This window comes from Stenotrophomonas sp. STEN240 (assembly GCF_056756175.1).
In genome coordinates, this window is sequence record NZ_JBRRBO010000009.1 from 1 (window position 1) to 17,950 (window position 17,950).

Below are 17,950 nucleotides of genomic sequence, written 5' to 3' on the forward strand. Positions count from 1 at the left end.
GTCCGCCGCCCCGCTCCCGTCCCCTGTTTTGGTTGTCGTTTCGCGGTTCCCCCCGCTCCCACAAAAAAGGAAGCAAAAAAGCCTGCCCAACAAAGCAAAAGGCCGACGCTTGCGTCGGCCTTTTCGTTGCCCTCAGCGGCTGCTGCGGGTCTTGCCACCGGGGGGGCTGGTCGGCGGCGGATCAGCTGGCTTGCTGCCGGTGCCTGCCGGCGGGCGGGTGCCGCCAAAGCCGGTGCCCATGTTGCGCTGGAATTCCTGCCACAGCTCCAGGTTGCGCTCGGTGAGCTGGTTCATCATCGCCCACGGGGTCTGCCCAAGCAGGTTGCCCATCTGCTGGCGGAACTGCTGCTGCTGGTCCAGGAACACCTGCATGCTGCGCTCCAGGTAATTGCCCATGAAGCCCTGCAACGAGTCACCGTAGAAACGGATCAACTGGCTCAACAACTGGGTCGACAGCATCGGCTCGCCGTCCTGCTCCTTGTCCGCGATGATCTGCAGCAGCACCGAACGGGTCAGGTCGTCGCCGCTCTTGGCGTCGCGGACCTCGAAGTCCTCGCCGTCAAGGATCAACTGGCGTACGTCTTCGATGGTGATGTAGCTGGAAATCTCGGTGTCGTAGAGCCGGCGATTCGGATACTTCTTGATGATGCGGGTCGCAGCCATTAAGCAGTCACTCGTCACGGTAGGTGCGCAGCATGGCGCAGTGCAGCAGGGCTTGCAACCGCCATTAGTACAGGTTGCAAGCATCGGAGAACGCAGGATTTGTTGCGCAGCATGAGGGTCTGTGCCCTGCAACATCGCAGCGCTTGTCACCAGCCCATGTGGTGGCCGCCATTGATGTCCAGATTGGAGCCGGTGATCCAGCTGGCTTCCTCGGCCACCAGGAAGGCCACCGCGTAGGCGATCTCCTCCGGTTTGCCCAGCCGACCGGTTGGAATATCGGCAATGATCTTGGCGCGCACTTCCTCGGGCACGGCCATCACCATGTCGGTAGCCACATAGCCTGGCGAAATGGTGTTGACGGTGATGCCGAAGCCGGCGTTCTCGCGCGCCAGGGAGATGGTGAAGCCGTGCATGCCGGCCTTGGCGGCGGCGTAGTTGGCCTGGCCGTACTGGCCCTTGAGGCCGTTGATCGAGCTGATCTGGATCACCCGGCCCCAGCCGCGCTTGCGCATGCCTTCGATCACCGGGCGGGTCACGTTGAACACCGAGTTGAGGTTGGTATTGATCACCTCATGCCACTGCTCCGGGCTCATCCGGTGGAAAGTGGTGTCGCGGGTGATACCGGCATTGTTGACCAGGATCTCCACCGGCCCCAGTTCGGCTTCGGTGGCCTGGATCAGGGCGCGGCCGCTGTCCGGGTTGGATACGTCGCCCTCGAACAATGCGATGTCATAGCCTTTGCCGTGCATCGTCTGCTGCCACTGCTTCGCCTTTTCGGCGTTGCGGTAGTTGGTGGCGACCCGGTGCCCTTGATCGGCGAGGCGTTGGCAGATGGCGGTACCAATGCCGCCGGTACCACCGGTGACCAGTGCGACGCGCGATGTCATGGGCTCAACTCCAGGCAGAGGGCAGGGGAGCCGATGATTCTAATGAAACTGTGCTCAGCCCGGGGGCTGGATGGGCGCGTGCAGCGAGGTTTTTTGCAACCGGTCCGGCCTGAAGCTGGCCGCGGCATGCTGCAGGGTCTCGGCAACGCTGGCGGCCGCCTCCAGTGGCGCGGGGTCCTGGCCTAGCGCCGCCCACAGCCAGCGCAATACCGGCACCGGCCGTGCTGCATCCACGGGCACGGCCGCCTGGGACTTGGAAAGTTTCTGGCCGCTGCTGTCCAGCAGCAGTGGCAGGTGCAGGTAGTGCGGGGTGGCCAGGCCCAGCGCACGTTGCAGCAGGATCTGCCGCGCGGTCGAATCGATCAGGTCGGCGCCGCGGACCACATCGGTGATGCCCTGCTCGGCGTCGTCCACCACGACAGCCAGCTGGTAGGCCCAGCAGCCATCGGCGCGCAGCAGCACCACGTCGCCGACTTCGCGGTCCACGTCCTGCTGCTGCCGGCCCTGCAGGGCGTCGTCGAAGCTGACATGGCTGCCGTCGGCCACGCGCAGGCGGATCGCCGGCTGCGGGCGCTGTTGGCTGGCGACGCAGTAGCGGTGGATGCCGTGCTGGCTGGCCAGATCGGCACGGCTGCAATGGCAGGCAAAGGCCTTGTTCTGCGCCAACAGCTGGTCGATTGCGGCCTGGTACAGCGCGCTGCGCCGGCTCTGGTACTGCACCGGGGCATCGGAGTGCAGGCCGAACGCGGCCAGCGTGGCCAGCTGCGACTCGACTGCGCCGGCTACCTCGCGGGGCGGGTCGACGTCTTCCACTCGTACCAGCCATTGGCCGCCGGCATGGCGGGCCAGCAGCCAGCTGCCGAAGGCGGCCAGCAGGGAGCCCAGATGCAAGGGGCCGGTCGGGGAGGGCGCAAAACGGCCGCGGTAATGAATGGCTGGCATTGAAACTGAATCGTCGGTCAGATTAATGCTTGAATTCAAGCTGTCTGCGCCGCAAATTGCCTGTATCTCCAATCCTTATGGATCTGTTTCCCATGTTTACCCGTATCGGGCTGTTTCTTCTGACCAACGTTGCCGTGTTGATACTGGCCAGCGTCGTCATGTCCATCCTGGGCGTGAACTCCTCGCAGATGAGCGGCTTGCTGGTCATGGCGGCCATTTTCGGCTTCGGTGGCTCGATCATCTCGCTGCTGCTGTCCAAGTTCATGGCCAAGCGCGGCACCGGCGCTGTCGTCATCACCGAGCCGCGCAACCAGACCGAACGCTGGCTGCTGGACACCGTTGCCCGCCAGGCCAAGGCGGCCGGCATCGGCATGCCGGAAGTAGCGGTCTATGACGCGCCGGAAATCAACGCCTTCGCCACCGGTGCCAACCGCAACAATGCGCTGGTGGCGGTTTCCACCGGCCTGCTGCACAACATGAGCGAGGATGAAGCCGAGGCGGTGCTGGGCCATGAAATCGCCCACGTCGCCAATGGCGACATGATCACCATGGCGCTGTTGCAGGGTGTGTTGAACACCTTCGTGATCGTGCTGGCGCGCGTGGTCGGTGGCGTCATCGACAGTGCGCTGTCGGGCAACCGCGAAGGCGGCGGCCGTGGCTTTGCGTACTACATCATCGTGTTCGTGCTGGAAATGGTGTTTGGCCTGTTCGCGACCATGATCGCGATGTGGTTCTCGCGCCGTCGTGAGTTCCGCGCCGATCAAGGCGGTGCCTCGCTGGCCGGCCGGCAGAAGATGATCGCGGCACTGGAGCGCTTGAAGCTCAACCACGGCCAGAGCACCTTGCCGACCCAGATCGCTGCATTCGGCATTGCCGGGTCGGCTGCCAAGAAGCTGTTCCTGAGCCATCCGCCGCTGGAAGAACGCATCGCCGCGCTGCGTTCGTCGACGGTAGCCTGAGTCAGGGCTGGTTGGCGTGGGTGCCAGGCCGGCACCCGCCCAGTGATTGAAAACAGCGCCCCGCAAGGGGCGTTGTCTGTTTTTGCCCTTTGCTGCGCCGCTGTGTGCATTCAGTTGGCAGATTGGCCAGTTGCTGTCTGTAGAAACCAGACGCTGGCCTTCTCCCCTTGCCGGTTTGTATCTACCCTCTAGCCCTCGCAAACAAGCTGGGAGTACGCAGTGCAGGATGCACAGTATTGGGCGTTCGAGTTCTGGAACGGACTGAGTCTGCTGGATCTGATCGGCGGTGCGGTGTTGGGGGCGATCCTCGGCCTGGCGTTCGGCGTCGCGGTCTGGGTCGTGCTGGCACGACGTGGCGGGCTTGCACGGTGTCGGCGTTGGCATCACTGGTTGATCGCCAGTTACGTGGTGGTACTGCCGCTGTTGTTTGCCTTCATTGGCCTGCAGTTGGGTCTGGTCGCTGGCGGCCAGCGCGCGCTGTACAAACAGATTGATCACTTCCAGCCGCATCTGCAGGCGGCGATGGAGCATTGGCTGGTCGATTTCCAGCACACCCTGGAGACTCCTGAGCTGCAGGCGATGCTGCGCGATGATGTTTCCGCGCACGATGCTGCACGCGCCGCGGTTGAGGCCTATCTGAGCGGGCACCGCCTGGCCGACGCCGGTGTGCTCAAGGGCGAGGGCCTGGTCCAGCGTTGGGCACGCAAGGGTGTCGAGCACCTGCGCAGCGAGGTGATGCTGCAATGGGTGGAGGACAGTCTGGTGGAGCAGGTTGGCGGCCGCAGCGGGCTGGATGAATCCGTATTCCGCGAGGCGTTGGGCATGCGCATGAGTGAGCTGCTGCACACCAAGGGCGTGATCCGCCTGCTGAAGGCGCAGATTGGCTCGATGATGCCGGGTATCTACTTTGGTTTGCTGCTGCCTTTGCTGATCGTGATGGCGCTGGTGTTGCTGGAAATCTACCTGGCCGCGCGCTTCGGCTGGGGCCGGCAGGTACGGCCCGGTGCGGTGGTTGTGCCGGCGGTAGGCTGATTGGCCCGCGTTTTGTAGGAGCGGCGTAAGCCGCGAAGCTGGCGCTGATGAAGCACTGGCTGCCCGCATCGTCTGATGGATTTTTCGCTTCGCGGCTTACGCCGCTCCTACAAAAAAAATGTGTGCCCACAAAAAATCCGATGCCAGTTCTGGCATCGGATTCTGGATGACTCTCAGCTTATGGCAGCTGGATCAGAACTTCGGATCGAACTCGGCGGCGTAACCGGTGTTGACGATGACCTTCTGCAGGGCTTCGCACACCTTGATGTTGCCAGCCACGACCTGCTGGGTTTCCGGGCCGCGCGAATCCATGCGGTCCAGCGGGGCGCCGCGGTAGTTGCAGACCTTGCCGCCGGCTTCGCGAACCAGCAGCACGCCGGCAGCGATGTCCCAAGCCTTCACGCCTGCTTCGAAATAGGCGTCGGCGCGGCCGCAGGCCACGTAGGCCAGGTCCAGCGCGGCAGAGCCGGTACGGCGCACGTCTTCAGCCTGCACCAGCAGGGTGTCGACGGTCTTGAGCTGGGTGCTGGCACGGCTGCGTTCGCGCGGAGCGAAGCCGGTGTGGATCATCGTGCCTTCCAGATCCTTGCGGTCAGACACGCGCAGGCGGCGGTCGTTGAGCACGGCGCCATTGCCCTTGGAGGCAGTGAACAGCTCATTGCGCAGTGGATCGAAGATGACCGCGTCGGTCGGCTCGCCGTTTTCAACCAGGGCGATGGAGACGCAGTAGTGCGGGAAGCCGCGCAGGTAGTTGCTGGTGCCATCGAGCGGGTCGATCACCCACATCATCCGGTTGACGCCCTGCAGGCCGCCTTCTTCGGCATAGATGCCGTATTCCGGGTAGGCGCGCTTGAGTTCCTTGACGATGACTTTTTCCGCATCAGCATCGACTTCGCTGGCGTAATCCATCCGACCCTTCTGTACCACGTTGAGGGCTTCAAGCTTGTTGATGTTGCGGAGCAGGACGTTGCCGGCGAGGCGAGCGGCCTTGACCATGACGGTTACGGCGGGTTTCTGCATGGCTAAAGGCTCCCGTGAGGGCAGAGATCGGATTGGCGGGGGAAAAGAGCAAGTCCGGCGCAAAGGCCGGCCGCGCAGTTTACCATCTACAGCTGTCTCGCTCCTGATTTTTTAACGCCATGTCTGTTTCTGCTCATATTCGATTCGTTCTTGTTGGCACTCAGCACCCCGGCAACATCGGCGCGGCGGCCCGTGCGATGAAGACCATGGGGCTGGCGCGGCTGGTGCTGGTGGCGCCGGAAAAACCCTTGGACGAGGACGCTTTCCGCCGCTCGGCCGGTGCCGAGGATGTGCTCGGCGATGCGCCGGTAGTGGCGAGCCTTGCCGAAGCCGTGGCCGATTGCCGGCTGGTATTGGGTTGCACCGCGCGCTCGCGGCGGGTGCAGCTGGAAGAGCTGCTGCCTGAGCTGGCGGGCCAGCGGGCGGTGGCCAAGGCGGCCGAGCCGGCCGAGGTCGCCTTCGTGTTCGGCCGTGAACGCACCGGCCTGAGCAACGAAGAGCTGCAGCTCTGCCACGCCGCCGTGCATATCCCATCCGATCCCGAGTTCAGCTCGCTGAATCTCGCCGCCGCGGTGCAGGTGCTGGCCTACGAAGTGCGCATGGCGGCGCTGGAAGCCCAGGCCGGGGTGGCGGCGGCAGCGCCGGCCGAGCTGGGGCATGGCGAGGCGCCGGCCAGCCATGCGCAGCTGGAGGGGCTGTTTGGCCAGTTTGGCGACACCCTGGAACAGATCGATTTCCACAAGGGCCGCGCACCTGAGTCGGCGATGCGCAAATTGCGCCGCCTGTTCATGAAGGCCGAGCTGTCCGAGCAGGAGGTGCGGTTGATGCGTGGCATCCTGTCCGATGCCCAGCGCATGGCACGACTAGCAATGGAGCCAAAAAACTGAGAGATTCATCACGCTTTGTTGGTTCCGGTAATCTGTGGGGATGGATTAGGGGGTGTCGTTTTGGGTGTCTTGCGATGGCTTTGGGGAGCCGTACTGACACTGGCTGCGCTGCAGCCCGTGGTGGTCGGGGCGGTTGATCGTTCGGTTCTGGTATTGGGGCGGATCAGTGATGATCCGAAGGCGCACTACGAACAGCTCAAGCCACTGCTGGACTATGTGGTGCCGCGCATGCGCGGGGTCGGGATCGTCGAAGGGCGCATCCTGATGGCCAAGGACGCGCAGCAGATGGGCAGCTATCTGCGGCGCGGCCGGGTTGACTGGGTTACCGAGACTGCCGGGACGGCGATGGCGCTGGGCCAGCGGGCGGGCGCAAAGCCGCTGCTGCTGACCGAGCGCAACGGCGTGGGCAGCTATCACAGTGTGTTCTTCGTCCGCCGCGACAGCCCGGTGACCAGCCTGGAAGGTCTGCGCGGGCGCAGCCTGGCCTTGCAGAGTGCGCTGTCCACCAGTGCATACCTGGTGCCGGCAATGGAGTTGCTGGACCACGGCCTGCAGCCGGAAATCCTGCTGGACCCACGGGACACGCCTGCCGAGGATTCGGTGGGTTACGTGTTTGCGCGCTCGGAACTGAACATCTCCACCTATGTGCACAAGCGCGTGGTGGACGGCGGGGTGATCAGCAGCATCGACTGGAACGATGACCACGCCCTGCCGCCGGCATTCCGCCAGGACATGCGCGTGCTGTACCGCAGTGAGCCCATCCCGCGTGCGGTCGAGATGGTGCGCGCCGATCTGGATCCGGCGGTGCGCGAGCGCCTGCAGCAAGTGCTGTTGCAGGCCAGCAGCGATCCGGTGGCCGGCCCGGCGCTGGCCAGGTTTTTCGGCACCACCGGTTTCCACGTGGTGGACCCGGACAACCTGCGCGCGCTCGAGCGCCTGCGCCGTGGCCTGCTGCGCATCCGCATGGAGGTTGAATGAAAATGCCCCGGTTTGGATTGCAGGCGCGTTTTGCGTTGGCCAGCGGTGCGGCGCTGCTGGTGGTGCTGCTGATCGTCAGCTTCATGCTGGTGCGGCAGGCTGCGGCCCAGCGCGAGGCGCTGCGCAATAGTGACGAGGTACTCAGCCAGGTTTTCGACCAGGGTGTGCGCGAGCGCGGCGCGGCGCTGGCCAATGCCCTGGCCGACACCCTGGTCAATCCTCTCTACTACTCTGATCTATCGGCGATTGGCACGCTGGTGCGCAACACCGCGCGACAGAAGTCGGTCAGCTACGTGTTGGTGCATGACACCGAGGGGCGGCTTATCCATGACGGCTCCTTCGATGTGGCCGGTTATGGGCAGCCGATGTATGACCCGCTGGCCGCAGCGGCGGTAGCCGCGCGCAAGCCGCAGGTGCAGGAGTCGCTCGGGATACTGGAAGTCGACATGCCGCTGTCCATCGGCGAACAGCGCCTGGGTGGCCTGCGCGTGGGCATGAACCTGGCGCCGGTGCGTGCGCAGGAGTCCGCGTCGATGGCTGCCCTGGAGCAGCGCATGCAGCAGTCGCAGCGGCGCGAGCTGGGCTGGGCCATCGGGCTGATGCTGCTGCTGGTCGCCTTCGCCTGCGTGATGGCCTTCTATGTGCAGTACACCCTGGTGCGGCCGATCCGCTGGCTGGGCGCGGCGGCACGGCGCATCGAGCGCGGCGATTACCTGATCGAAGCGCAGTCCACGCAGCGCGGCGATGAGGTCGGCGAGCTGCTGCGCACCTTCGACCGCATGAGCCACAGCATCGCCCGGCATGACCGTGATGTGCGCCAGATGGCCTATACCGACGCCTTGACCGGCCTGACCAACCGGTTGGCCTTCCGCGAGGCGCTGGATCACCGCCTGCTGGGTGCGCAGGCGGCGGGGCGTGGGCTGGCGCTGCTGTTCATCGACATCGACGAGTTCAAGCGGGTCAATGACACGCTGGGGCACGAGGCCGGTGACGATGCCCTGCTGCAGTTCGCACAGCACATTGCAGCTGCAGTCGAGGAGATTGGCGGCGATGACGCTTTGCTGGCCCGCTTTGGTGGTGATGAGTTCGTCATTCTGATCGGCCAGGGCGCGCGCAGTGCGGCCGAAATCGCCAAGCAGTTGGCTGATCGGCTGGTGATCGACCTGGCCAAGCCGCTGCAGGTGCAGCAGCGCGAGATCTTTCTTGGCAGCTCGATCGGCATCACCTTGTTCCCGGAGGACGCGGTCGATGCCACGGCCTTGCTGAAGAATGGCGATATCGCCATGTACCAGGCCAAGCTGGCCGGCAAGAATTGTTTCCGCTACTACAGCCGGGCGATGGACCATGCGGTGGAGCGGCGTCTGCATCTGGAGCAGGAACTGCGCGGGGCCTGGGAACGCAACGAGCTGCGGCTGGTCTACCAGCCCATCTTCCGTACCCGTGACCGCATGCTGTGTGGCGCCGAAGTGCTGCTGCGCTGGGACCACCCGGTGCTGGGCGCGATTCCGCCGAGCCTGTTCATCGACGTGGCCGAGCAGAGCGGCCTGATCCAGGTGCTGGGCCCCAGGGTGCTGCGGGCGGCCTGCGAGCAGGCAAAACGCTGGCCGCGCAATGCGATTGGCGAAGAGTTGTTCATTTCGGTCAACGTCTCGCCAAAGCAGCTGCGCAACGGCAACCTGCTGCAGGAGGTTGAAAGCAGCCTGCTTGGCTCCGGCCTCGCCGCATCGCGGTTGCACCTGGAGCTGACCGAGACGGCGGTCATCGGCGATGAAATGCTCGCCGTGTCATTGCTGGAGAAGCTGCACCGGGCCGGGGTGAGGGTATGGCTGGACGACTTTGGTACCGGGTTCTCCGGGCTCAGCCATCTGCGCCAGGTGCCGGTGGACGGGGTCAAGATCGACCGCAGCTTTGTCGCCGACATGGAGCGTGATGCCGACGACCTGGCCCTGACCACGGCGATCATCGCCATGGCGCATGCGCTGGGGATCACGGTGGTGGCCGAAGGCGTGGAGCAGGAGGCGCAGTTCGAACTGCTCAGCCAGCGCGGCTGTGACCTGGTGCAGGGCTACTGGCTTGGCCGTCCGCTGGACGCGCCCGGCCTGGTAAGCCTGCTGGAGCGGAGTTCCATGGCGGCGTTGCGCTGAGCCGGCCGCGCCGGTTCAGAGCGGCCGCTTGCTGGTGTCGCCGGCGATCTCGCGCACCAGCTTGGGCACCAGATAGCCGGACAGCCGGGCCATCAGCCCGGCGTGCAGGGCCAGCGCCTGTGCATCGCTGACCTCGAAATGGGCCGCGCCCTGCACCTTGTCCAGCTGGTACAGGTAATAAGGCATCACCCCGGCGGCAAAGCTGCGCTCGCTCAGTGCGGCCAGCGCGTCCAGGTCGTCATTCACGCCACGCAGCAGCACCGCCTGGTTGAGCAGCTGGGCGCCGGTGCCACGGATGCGGGCCAGGGCGGCATCGACCTGGCTGTCGAATTCATTGGCGTGGTTGGCGTGCAGCACGAAGGCCACCGGCCAGGGCAGGCTGCGCAGCCAGTGCAGCAGGGCATCGTCGACCCGCTCCGGCAGCACCACCGGCAGGCGGCTGTGGATGCGCAGGCGCTTGATGTGGGGGATGGCGGCCAAGGCGTCGGTCAGCTCGGCCAGCTTGGAGGTGCTCAGCGACAGTGGATCACCGCCGGACAGGATGACCTCGTCGATGTCCGGGTCGGCGGCGATTGCCGCCACCGCCTCCTGCCAACCGCCCTTGGCCGCATTCTCGCCGGCATAGTCGAAGTGGCGGCGGAAACAGTAGCGGCAGTTGATCGCACAGCTGCCGGTGGTCACCAGCAGGGCGCGGCCGCGGTATTTCTGGATCACCCCGGTAGCCTTCTTGGCCTGGCCATCACCGACCGCATCAAAGCTGAACCCGGGGACCACCTGCATCTCGTCGCTGATTGGCAGCACCTGCCGCAGCAGCGGATCGGCCGGGTCGCCGTGGCGCATGCGGGCGACAAAACCGCGCGGCACCCGCAGCGCGAACTGGGCCAGCGCTGCGGCTGAAACCCCCATGGCCTGCGCATCCAGCCCCAACAGCGCCAGCAGCTCGGCCGGCTCGCGGATGGCTTGGCGCCAGTGCGCCTGCCAGCGGTCGTCGGGCAGGGTGAGGATGGCTTTTTCTGGAGTGAGGGCGGGGGCTGCGGTTATCATTGGCGGTCAGAAAAACAGATGGCCTGCCAGATGGCGGGCGTTCCATTCTAATCCGGCCGCCCGCAACACGCGGCGGTTTTGCCAATTCAGGAGTTTCAGCATGGCCAGTTACGGCATGAACGACGTAAAGAACGGGATGAAGATCCTGGTCAATAACGCCCCGGCGGTCATCATCGACACCGAGTACGTCAAGCCGGGCAAGGGCCAATCCTTCACCCGCGTGAAGTACCGCCTGATCAAGGACGGCCGTACCCAGGAAGTGACCATGAAGTCGACCGACACGCTGGATGCAGCTGATGTGGTCGATACCGACATGAACTACATGTACAGCGACGGCGAGTACTGGCACTTCATGGACCCGGAATCCTTCGAGCAGGTGCAGGCCGACAAGGCTGGCATGAATGGCGCCGAGAAGTGGCTCAAGGGCGAAGAGTCCTGCGTGGTGACCCTGTGGAACGGCGTGCCGATCGACGTGACCCCGCCGAACTTCGTCGAGCTGAAGATCGTGGAGACCGACCCGGGCGTGCGCGGTGACACCTCCGGTGGCGGCGGCAAGCCGGCCACGCTGGAATCCGGCGCGGTGGTGCGCGTGCCGCTGTTCGTCAACCAGGATGAAATCATCCGTGTTGACACGCGTTCGGGCGAGTACTCAGCGCGCGTCAAGTGACGTAATGGCGTGTTTGCGCAACGCGCAAACGCCAATGCCATTGCGTCATCCCCGCGCAGGTTGGGATTGCATTGGCATTGGCTCCAGCCTTTGCCTTGGCCCGCAATCCCCGTCAAGGCGGGGACTGCTGCGCAGGTAACATTGGGCTTCGGGCGACCTTCGGGGAGCTCGAAGCCTTTTTCGCATCCGGCTTCGGCCGGATGGATACAGCAACAGATCCAGAGGTGAACCGGCGTGAGTGATATCCAACCCCAGCAGTGCGATCTATTGATCGAAGCCGGTTACGTAGTGCCGGTAGAGCCGCATGCGGTGGTGCTTGAAGACCACGCGGTGGCGATCAGCAACGGTGTGATCGTGGCGGTGCTGCCGCGCGCCGAGGCCCGTGCGCGTTTCAGCGCAAAGCAGGTTGTTTCGCGCCCGGATGCGGCGCTGATCCCCGGCCTGGTCAATGCCCACACCCACAACCCGATGACGCTGCTGCGCGGCATCGCCGATGATCTGCCACTGATGACCTGGCTGCGTGAGCACATCTGGCCGGTGGAAGCGGCGGTGATCGGGCCGGAGTTCGTCGCCGACGGCACCACCCTGGCCATTGCCGAGATGCTGCGCGGTGGTACCACCTGCGCCAACGAAAACTATTTCTTCGCCGACGTGCAGGCCGCTGTCTACAAGCAGCACGGCTTCCGCGCGTTGGTGGGCTCGGTGATCATCGATTTCCCCAGTGCCTGGGCCAAGACCGATGACGAGTACTTCGCCCGCGCCACCGAGCTGCACGATGCCTGGCGCGGCGATCCGCTGATCGGCACCGCGTTCGCACCGCACGCACCGTATACGGTGAACGATGCCAACTTCGAGCGGGTGCGGATGCTGTCCGACCAGCTGGAAATCCCGGTACATCTGCACACGCATGAAACCGCACAGGAAATCAGCGACTCCATCGCCATGCACGGCCAGCGACCGCTGGCGCGGCTGGATCGGCTGGGGCTGGTCAATGACCGCCTGATCGCGGTGCACATGACCCAGCTCACCGAGGCCGAGATCCACCTGTGCGCCGAGCGCGGCGTCAGCGTGGTGCATTGCCCGGAGTCGAACCTGAAGCTGGCCTCGGGCTTCTGCCCGGCCTGCGCGCTGGTCAAGGCTGGGGTCAACCTGGCCATCGGCACCGACGGCTGCGCCAGCAACAACGACCTGGACATGTTCAGCGAGAACCGCACCGCCGCCATCCTGGCCAAGGCCGTGGCCAATGACGCCACCGCCCTGGACGCGGCCACCACGCTGCGTGCATCCACGCTGGGCGGCGCACGCGCGCTGGGCTTCGGCGACCGCATCGGCTCGATCGAGGTCGGCAAGCAGGCCGATCTGGCCTGCGTGGACCTGTCTGCACTGGAAACGCAGCCGCTGCATCATGTGCTGTCGCAGCTGGTCTATGCCGCTGGCCGCCACCAGGTCAGTGATGTGTGGATTGCTGGCAAGCCCAAGCTGGTCCAGCGTCAGCTGGTCGACATGGACATTGCCGCGATCACTGCCAATGCGCGCCAGTGGCGCGACCGCATCCGTACCATCCGCGCCTGACCGCGCACCCGGTCGCCGCACGGCGGCCGCAAGAGGAAACCGATATGAGCGCAGCTTCCACCTCCACCAATTTCGATCAGGCAGAACTGGACAAGTTCGCCGCGCTGGCCACCCGCTGGTGGGACGCCGACGGTCCGCAGAAGCCGCTGCACGCGCTGAACCCGGTGCGCCTGAAGTACGTGGCCGAACGCGCGACCCTGCGCGGCGCCAAGGTCGTGGACATCGGCTGCGGCGGCGGCCTGCTCAGTGAAGCGCTGGCCAAAGAAGGCGCGCAGGTGACCGCCATCGACTTGGCACCGGAGCTGGTGAAAGTCGCTCGTCTGCACGGGTTGGAATCGGGCGTCACGGTGGATTACCGGGTACAGGCGGCTGAAGACCTGGCCGAAGAACAGGCCGGCAGTTTCGACGTGGTGACCTGCATGGAAATGCTGGAGCACGTGCCGGACCCAGGCGCGATCATCGCCGCCTGCCATCGTCTGTTGCGGCCGGGTGGCAAGCTGTTCCTGTCCACCATCAACCGTACACCGGCGGCGTTTGCGGTAGCCATTGTCGGCGCCGAATACATCGCCCGGCTGCTGCCCAAGGGCACGCATCACTACCAGGAATTCATCAAGCCGGCCGAGTTGGGTGCATGGCTGCGGGCTGCCGATCTGTCCTTGCAGGACGTCACCGGCATGGCCTACGAGCCGTGGCGTAACCACGCCCGGCTGAGCAGCCGCACCGACATCAACTACCTGGCCTACGCGGTCAAGCCGGAACAGGCATGACCGCCGCCGCTTTCCCTGCAGCGGTGCTGTTCGATCTGGATGGCACCTTGCTGGACAGTGCGCCGGACTTCGTCGCCACCGCCAATCGCATGCTGCAGGCGCGCGGCATGGCCGAGGTGAGCCTGGAGCAATTGCGGCCGGCGGTGTCCAAGGGCGCGCGCGCGATGTTGGCGGTTGCATTCCCGCAGATGGGCGATGCCGAGCGGCATGCGCTGGTGCCGGAATTCCTTGAGATCTACGAAGCGCTGATCGGCCAGTACGCGCAGTTGTTCGATGGCATCGAGACGATGCTGCAGGCGCTGGAGCAGGCCGGTACCACCTGGGGCATCGTCACCAACAAGCCCGAATACCTGGCGCGCCTGATCCTGCCGCAACAGGGCTGGCAACAGCGTTGCGCGGTGCTGATCGGCGGCGACACCCTGGCCGAGCGCAAGCCGCACCCGCTGCCGCTTGAAGTGGCTGCGCAGCGTATCAATACCGCAGCCAGCGCCTGCGTTTATGTCGGCGACGACGAGCGCGACATCATCGCCGCGCGCGCTGCCGGCATGCCGTCGGTGGCAGCACTGTGGGGCTATCGTCTGGACGCTGACGACCCGCAGGCCTGGCAGGCGGACAGCCTGTGCGGGCAACCGAGCGAACTCTGGCAGCCAGCCGCATGGCCAGCTACCCAACCGGCTTCGGCCTGATCGAAACAACGAGGTTTGATGTGAGCAGTGCGCTGGACAGCTTCCTGGACAAGTGGCGTGAGCGGTGGCCGGAATGGGCCTTCGTGGAGCGTTTTGTCGACGAGGCCGATCGTGACCGCAGCGTGGCGTGGTTTGCGCTGCTGCAGGAATTTGACGACATGCTCAATGCCAGCGGCGACACCACGCCGCAGGACGCCAAGTTGGCGTGGTGGGGCGAGGAACTGCGCAGCTGGGACGCGCAGCGCTCGCGGCATCCGCTGGGGCGTGTGCTGGAGCCGGTACGTGCGCCATGGCCACAGTTGGCCGACGCGCTGCCTGGGCTGATCGACGCGCGCGATCGTCCTGCGGATGCAGCGCAGGCACGCAAGGCATTGGCGCAGTACGCCGCTGCGGTGGCAGCGGTGGAGGCGGCGATGTTCAATAGCAAGCCGTCGCCGGCAGCTGCCGAGGCGGTGGTCACGCAGATGCTGGCCCTGCGCGTGCAGGAACAAGCGGCCGCACTGCCGCAGTCCTTCAGCAATGAAATGGAATGGGACAAGGCGCTGCAGGCAGGCTGGCCCTCGCGCGTGGCCGGGCCCCGTCCGCGCCGGGTCTATGCGGTACTGGCCCGTGGCCGCCAGCAGGCACGCATTCGTGGCGGCGAGTACCAGCCAAGCCCGGCAGGCCTGCTGTGGCGCAGCTGGTGGGCTGCGCGGGGCTGAGTAGTCCGCGAGCTAGGCGGCTTACGCTGCTCCTGTAGAGCCGAGCCATGCTCGGCTGAGGCGCTACCGGTGAAACTCCTGCCGAGCATGGCTCGGCACTACAGGTGGAGCTCTTGCCGAGCCATGCTCGGCACTGCGCTCCCTCCCTTGCGCCGAAGGCGTAGGGGAGGGCTGGGGAGGGGTGCTTTGTGCTGTTGATCCATGAGCTTCGCGGCTTACGCCGCTCCCACAAGCAGTGCTGGGAATGCCCTTGTAGAGCCGAGCCATGCTCGGCTGAGGCTCTACCGGTGAAGCCCTTGCCGAGCATGGCTCGGCACTACAGGTGAAGCTTCTGCCGAGCATGGTTCGGCGTTACCGTTCGTTGGCTTTATTTGCCGCGTTCCAGCACCAGCAGCGGGTCGATGCGGGTGTCGAACCAGTTCATGCCCCAGTGCAGGTGCGGGCCGGTCGCTCGGCCGGTTGCACCCACCGCGGCGATGTTCTGCCCTTGCTCGATCCTGTCACCAACCTTCACGTCGATCCGCGACAGGTGCAGGAAGTTGGAGCTGATACCAAAGCCATGGTCCAGTACCAAGGTGCCGCCGGTGAGGTACAGGTCGGGGTTGGCGAAGGTGACGATGCCTGCCGCCGGCGCTTTCACCGGGGTGCCGGTGGGTACGGCGATATCCATGCCGGAGTGGCCGCTGCCCGGTTGCCCGTTGTAGACGCGGGCATTGCCGAAGCGGCCGCTGATGCGGCCCTGCACCGGCCAGATGAAGGTCTGGGTGAAGTCGGTGCGGTTGTCGTCACGCTTGCGCGATTCGGTCACCAACGCCTGTTCGCGGGCGATGCGCTCGGCAATTGCCGGTGGCGGATTCACCGTCTTCGGCGGCACGCCGTTGACGCGTTCCACCGGCCAGTCACGCGGGCTCACCGTGATCGACACGGTTTCGCTGCCGCCATCCGGGCGCTGTACCTGTACCTGCAGCGGGCCCTTTTCGTCGCGACCGATGCCGAACACCACGCTGCCATAGCCGCTCACCCGCAGCTCGCGACCGCCGTAGCGGACCGAGCTGCCGGCCGGCACCTTGCCGATTACCAAGGCGCCCTGCGAGGTGCTGGCGGGGAATACGACGCGGTTGTCGAGCAGGTTGCCGATGCCGTCCTGGGCCTGCGCGCTGGGCGCAGGCAACAGCGGCGCTGCCAGCAGCAGCGCGCCCATCATCAAGACAGCACGCATCAGCGGTCGTAGGTCATGCGCTGGCCGGCCGGTGCGCCGACCAGCTTGCTGCCGTCCCATACCTGCTGGCCGTTCACCCAGGTGGAGGCGATGCGCGACTGGAAGGTGGTGCCTTCAAACGGGGACCAGCCGCACTTGGACAGCACGTCCTCGCGCTTGACCGTGAACGGTACGTCCTCGACCAGTACCAGGTCAGCGAAGTAACCCTCACGCAGGAAGCCGCGTTCTTCCACGTCGAACAGCTGCGCCGGGGCATGGGCGAATTTCTGCACCACCTGTTCGCGGGTCAGCTTGCCTTCGTGCACGCGTTCCAGCACCGCGACCAGTGCGTACTGCACCAGTGGCAGGCCGGACGGTGCCTGCGCGTAGGGCTTCTGCTTCTCTTCCCAGGTGTGCGGGGCGTGGTCGGTGGCGAGTACGTCGAGCACGTCATCGGCCAGCGCGGCGGTGATCGCCTCGCGGTCGGACACTTCCTTGATCGCCGGGTTGCACTTGATCAGGTTGCCCTTGGTCGCATAGTCCGGGCGCGCGAAATGCAGGAAGTGCACGCAGGTCTCGGCGGTGATCTGCTTGCGGCTGCCGTCGGCGCGGATCAGTGGGCCTTTCTCGAACAGCGCCAGCTCATCGGCGGTGGAGATGTGCAGCACGTGCAGGCGGGTGCCGTGCTTGCGTGCCAGCGACATCGCCAGGCGGGTGGACTTGATGCAGGCTTCGCGCGAGCGGATGTCCGGGTGCATGTCCGGGGTCAGCGCGTCGCCGTACTTTTCCTGGAAGGCCTTCAGGTTGGCGTCGATCATCGGCGTGTCTTCGCAATGCGTGATGATCGGCGTGGGGCATTCGCGGAAGATCGCGTCCAGGGTTTCCGGGTTGTCGACCAGCATGTTGCCGGTGGATGCGCCCATGAACACCTTCACGCCCGGCGCCTTCTTCGGGTCGAGCACGCGGATGGCTTCCAGGTTGTCGTTGCTGGCGCCGTGGTAGAAACCGTAGTTGGCCCAGGCGCGGCCCTTGGCCAGTTCGTACTTGGCTTCCAGGATGGTCGAATCCAGGGTCGGCGGGTTGGTGTTGGGCATGTCCATGAAGCTGGTCAGGCCACCGGCAACCGCTGCTGCCGACTCGCTGGCGATGTCACCCTTGTGGGTCAGGCCCGGCTCGCGGAAGTGAACCTGGTCGTCGATCATCCCCGGCAGCAGCCAGCGCCCGGCCGCGTCCACCACCTGCTCGCCTTCGCGCGGGGTCAGGCCGCTGCCGATCTGCGCGATACGGTCGTTTTCGATGCGCAGGTCACCGTCGAAGGTGCGGCCTTCGTTGACCATGCGGGCATTGCGGATAAGCGTGGATGACATGTCAGTGTTTTCCTGTACAGCGGCAAGAAGGGGAATCGGCGCGCTCCGGGACCGGATCCAGCCCGCCCGGGTGGAACGGGTGGCAACGCCCCAGTCGGCGCAGGGTAAGCCAACACCCCCGTAGCGGCCCGTGTATACGGATCGCGTCCATGGAGTATTCCGAGCAACTGGGATAGAAACGACAGCGCGGCCCGAGCAGGGGGCTGATGAAGCGCTTGTAGGAGCGCAGTACGGCAATGAGGAGGCGGCCGATCACCGGTAAATGATAAGCCACTTGGCAAGCGAGCAGGATTTGTCGCAGGATGCGGGATGGCGCCGGTAAAGACTACGTGCTTTCCGCCGCCAGCCAGGGGCGATGGCGCGCCTGGTTACGTTCCGAACTGCGCGAAACGGTCCGGTGACGCCACCGGACCGGTACTGCACGGGTCGGGCATCC

The 17,950-nt window shown here is 65.3% G+C and carries 18 protein-coding genes; 10 read left to right on the top strand and 8 right to left on the bottom strand.

The genetic code is table 11. The annotated features are described in order from the left end of the window. Nucleotides 1-132 precede the first annotated feature (132 nt). The 3 genes from phaR to gluQRS all read right to left on the bottom strand — a co-directional run bounded on the left by phaR (nucleotide 133) and on the right by gluQRS (nucleotide 2,492). Nucleotides 133-663 carry a polyhydroxyalkanoate synthesis repressor PhaR gene (phaR, locus tag ACVOKO_RS05875; RefSeq protein WP_346498011.1) on the bottom strand — a complete coding sequence of 177 codons (531 nt, stop codon included), beginning with the start codon at nucleotides 661-663 and terminating at the stop codon, nucleotides 133-135. Nucleotides 664-809: 146 nt separating this feature from the next. Further along, nucleotides 810-1,550: a beta-ketoacyl-ACP reductase gene (gene phbB, locus ACVOKO_RS05880; RefSeq protein WP_346498012.1), complete on the bottom strand. Its 741-nt coding sequence runs from the start codon at nucleotides 1,548-1,550 to the stop codon at nucleotides 810-812. Between the two features lie 54 nt (nucleotides 1,551-1,604). Next, the gene (gene gluQRS, locus ACVOKO_RS05885) at nucleotides 1,605-2,492 is read right to left on the bottom strand and encodes a tRNA glutamyl-Q(34) synthetase GluQRS (protein WP_346498013.1); all 888 of its coding nucleotides are present in this window, start codon (nucleotides 2,490-2,492) and stop codon (nucleotides 1,605-1,607) included. A 92-nt stretch (nucleotides 2,493-2,584) separates the two neighbouring features. Here gluQRS and htpX point away from each other — a divergent pair, with 92 nt between their 5' ends. Together htpX and ACVOKO_RS05895 are read left to right on the top strand one after the other, a co-directional pair. Further along, complete coding sequence (gene htpX / locus ACVOKO_RS05890; protein WP_346498014.1) at nucleotides 2,585-3,451, top strand: protease HtpX; 867 nt, start codon at nucleotides 2,585-2,587, stop codon at nucleotides 3,449-3,451. Nucleotides 3,452-3,670: 219 nt separating this feature from the next. Next, on the top strand, nucleotides 3,671-4,483 hold the full coding sequence (locus tag ACVOKO_RS05895; RefSeq protein WP_346498015.1) for a hypothetical protein: 813 nt from the start codon (nucleotides 3,671-3,673) through the stop codon (nucleotides 4,481-4,483). A 192-nt stretch (nucleotides 4,484-4,675) separates the two neighbouring features. Here the strand turns inward: ACVOKO_RS05895 and ACVOKO_RS05900 are convergent, their stop codons facing one another. After that, nucleotides 4,676-5,503 carry an inositol monophosphatase family protein gene (locus ACVOKO_RS05900; protein WP_057626195.1) on the bottom strand — a complete coding sequence of 276 codons (828 nt, stop codon included), beginning with the start codon at nucleotides 5,501-5,503 and terminating at the stop codon, nucleotides 4,676-4,678. A 119-nt stretch (nucleotides 5,504-5,622) separates the two neighbouring features. Between ACVOKO_RS05900 and ACVOKO_RS05905 the strand changes: the two genes are divergently transcribed. From ACVOKO_RS05905 to ACVOKO_RS05915, 3 genes are read left to right on the top strand one after another with little or no spacing between them, the layout of a single operon-like run. Next, a complete protein-coding gene (locus ACVOKO_RS05905; RefSeq protein WP_346498016.1) occupies nucleotides 5,623-6,390 on the top strand; it encodes an RNA methyltransferase in 768 nt (255 codons plus the stop codon). 60 nt (nucleotides 6,391-6,450) lie between these two features. Further along, entirely contained in the window at nucleotides 6,451-7,368 is a 918-nt protein-coding gene (locus ACVOKO_RS05910) for a phosphate/phosphite/phosphonate ABC transporter substrate-binding protein (protein WP_430980722.1), read from the top strand. Then, nucleotides 7,365-9,512, top strand: coding sequence for a putative bifunctional diguanylate cyclase/phosphodiesterase (locus ACVOKO_RS05915; protein ID WP_346498017.1), 2,148 nt, complete (start codon nucleotides 7,365-7,367; stop codon nucleotides 9,510-9,512). The genes ACVOKO_RS05910 and ACVOKO_RS05915 overlap by 4 nt, the downstream gene beginning before the upstream one ends. A gap of 15 nt (nucleotides 9,513-9,527) precedes the next feature. Here the strand turns inward: ACVOKO_RS05915 and epmB are convergent, their stop codons facing one another. After that, complete coding sequence (epmB, locus tag ACVOKO_RS05920; protein ID WP_346498018.1) at nucleotides 9,528-10,556, bottom strand: EF-P beta-lysylation protein EpmB; 1,029 nt, start codon at nucleotides 10,554-10,556, stop codon at nucleotides 9,528-9,530. A 100-nt stretch (nucleotides 10,557-10,656) separates the two neighbouring features. Between epmB and efp the strand changes: the two genes are divergently transcribed. The 5 genes from efp to ACVOKO_RS05945 all read left to right on the top strand — a co-directional run bounded on the left by efp (nucleotide 10,657) and on the right by ACVOKO_RS05945 (nucleotide 14,949). Further along, complete coding sequence (efp, locus tag ACVOKO_RS05925; RefSeq protein WP_346498019.1) at nucleotides 10,657-11,223, top strand: elongation factor P; 567 nt, start codon at nucleotides 10,657-10,659, stop codon at nucleotides 11,221-11,223. A gap of 234 nt (nucleotides 11,224-11,457) precedes the next feature. Then, nucleotides 11,458-12,795 carry a TRZ/ATZ family hydrolase gene (locus ACVOKO_RS05930; protein ID WP_346498020.1) on the top strand — a complete coding sequence of 446 codons (1,338 nt, stop codon included), beginning with the start codon at nucleotides 11,458-11,460 and terminating at the stop codon, nucleotides 12,793-12,795. Between the two features lie 44 nt (nucleotides 12,796-12,839). Continuing rightward, nucleotides 12,840-13,562, top strand: coding sequence for a bifunctional 2-polyprenyl-6-hydroxyphenol methylase/3-demethylubiquinol 3-O-methyltransferase UbiG (ubiG, locus tag ACVOKO_RS05935; protein WP_346498021.1), 723 nt, complete (start codon nucleotides 12,840-12,842; stop codon nucleotides 13,560-13,562). Then, nucleotides 13,559-14,248 carry a phosphoglycolate phosphatase gene (locus ACVOKO_RS05940; RefSeq protein ID WP_346498022.1) on the top strand — a complete coding sequence of 230 codons (690 nt, stop codon included), beginning with the start codon at nucleotides 13,559-13,561 and terminating at the stop codon, nucleotides 14,246-14,248. Before ubiG ends, ACVOKO_RS05940 begins: the two co-directional genes overlap by 4 nt. Then, nucleotides 14,218-14,949, top strand: coding sequence for an isoprenoid biosynthesis enzyme family protein (locus tag ACVOKO_RS05945; RefSeq protein WP_346498023.1), 732 nt, complete (start codon nucleotides 14,218-14,220; stop codon nucleotides 14,947-14,949). Before ACVOKO_RS05940 ends, ACVOKO_RS05945 begins: the two co-directional genes overlap by 31 nt. Nucleotides 14,950-15,316: 367 nt before the next feature. On the opposite strand, the gene ACVOKO_RS05950 is transcribed toward ACVOKO_RS05945, so the two are convergent. The 3 genes from ACVOKO_RS05950 to yidD are packed head-to-tail and all read right to left on the bottom strand — an operon-like array spanning nucleotide 15,317 to nucleotide 17,788. Then, nucleotides 15,317-16,168: a M23 family metallopeptidase gene (locus tag ACVOKO_RS05950; protein ID WP_346498024.1), complete on the bottom strand. Its 852-nt coding sequence runs from the start codon at nucleotides 16,166-16,168 to the stop codon at nucleotides 15,317-15,319. Continuing rightward, nucleotides 16,168-17,514 carry a dihydroorotase gene (locus ACVOKO_RS05955; RefSeq protein WP_346498025.1) on the bottom strand — a complete coding sequence of 449 codons (1,347 nt, stop codon included), beginning with the start codon at nucleotides 17,512-17,514 and terminating at the stop codon, nucleotides 16,168-16,170. The genes ACVOKO_RS05950 and ACVOKO_RS05955 overlap by 1 nt, the downstream gene beginning before the upstream one ends. 1 nt (nucleotide 17,515) lies before the next feature. Next, a complete protein-coding gene (gene yidD, locus ACVOKO_RS05960) occupies nucleotides 17,516-17,788 on the bottom strand; it encodes a membrane protein insertion efficiency factor YidD (protein ID WP_346498026.1) in 273 nt (90 codons plus the stop codon). Nucleotides 17,789-17,950: the final 162 nt, after the last annotated feature.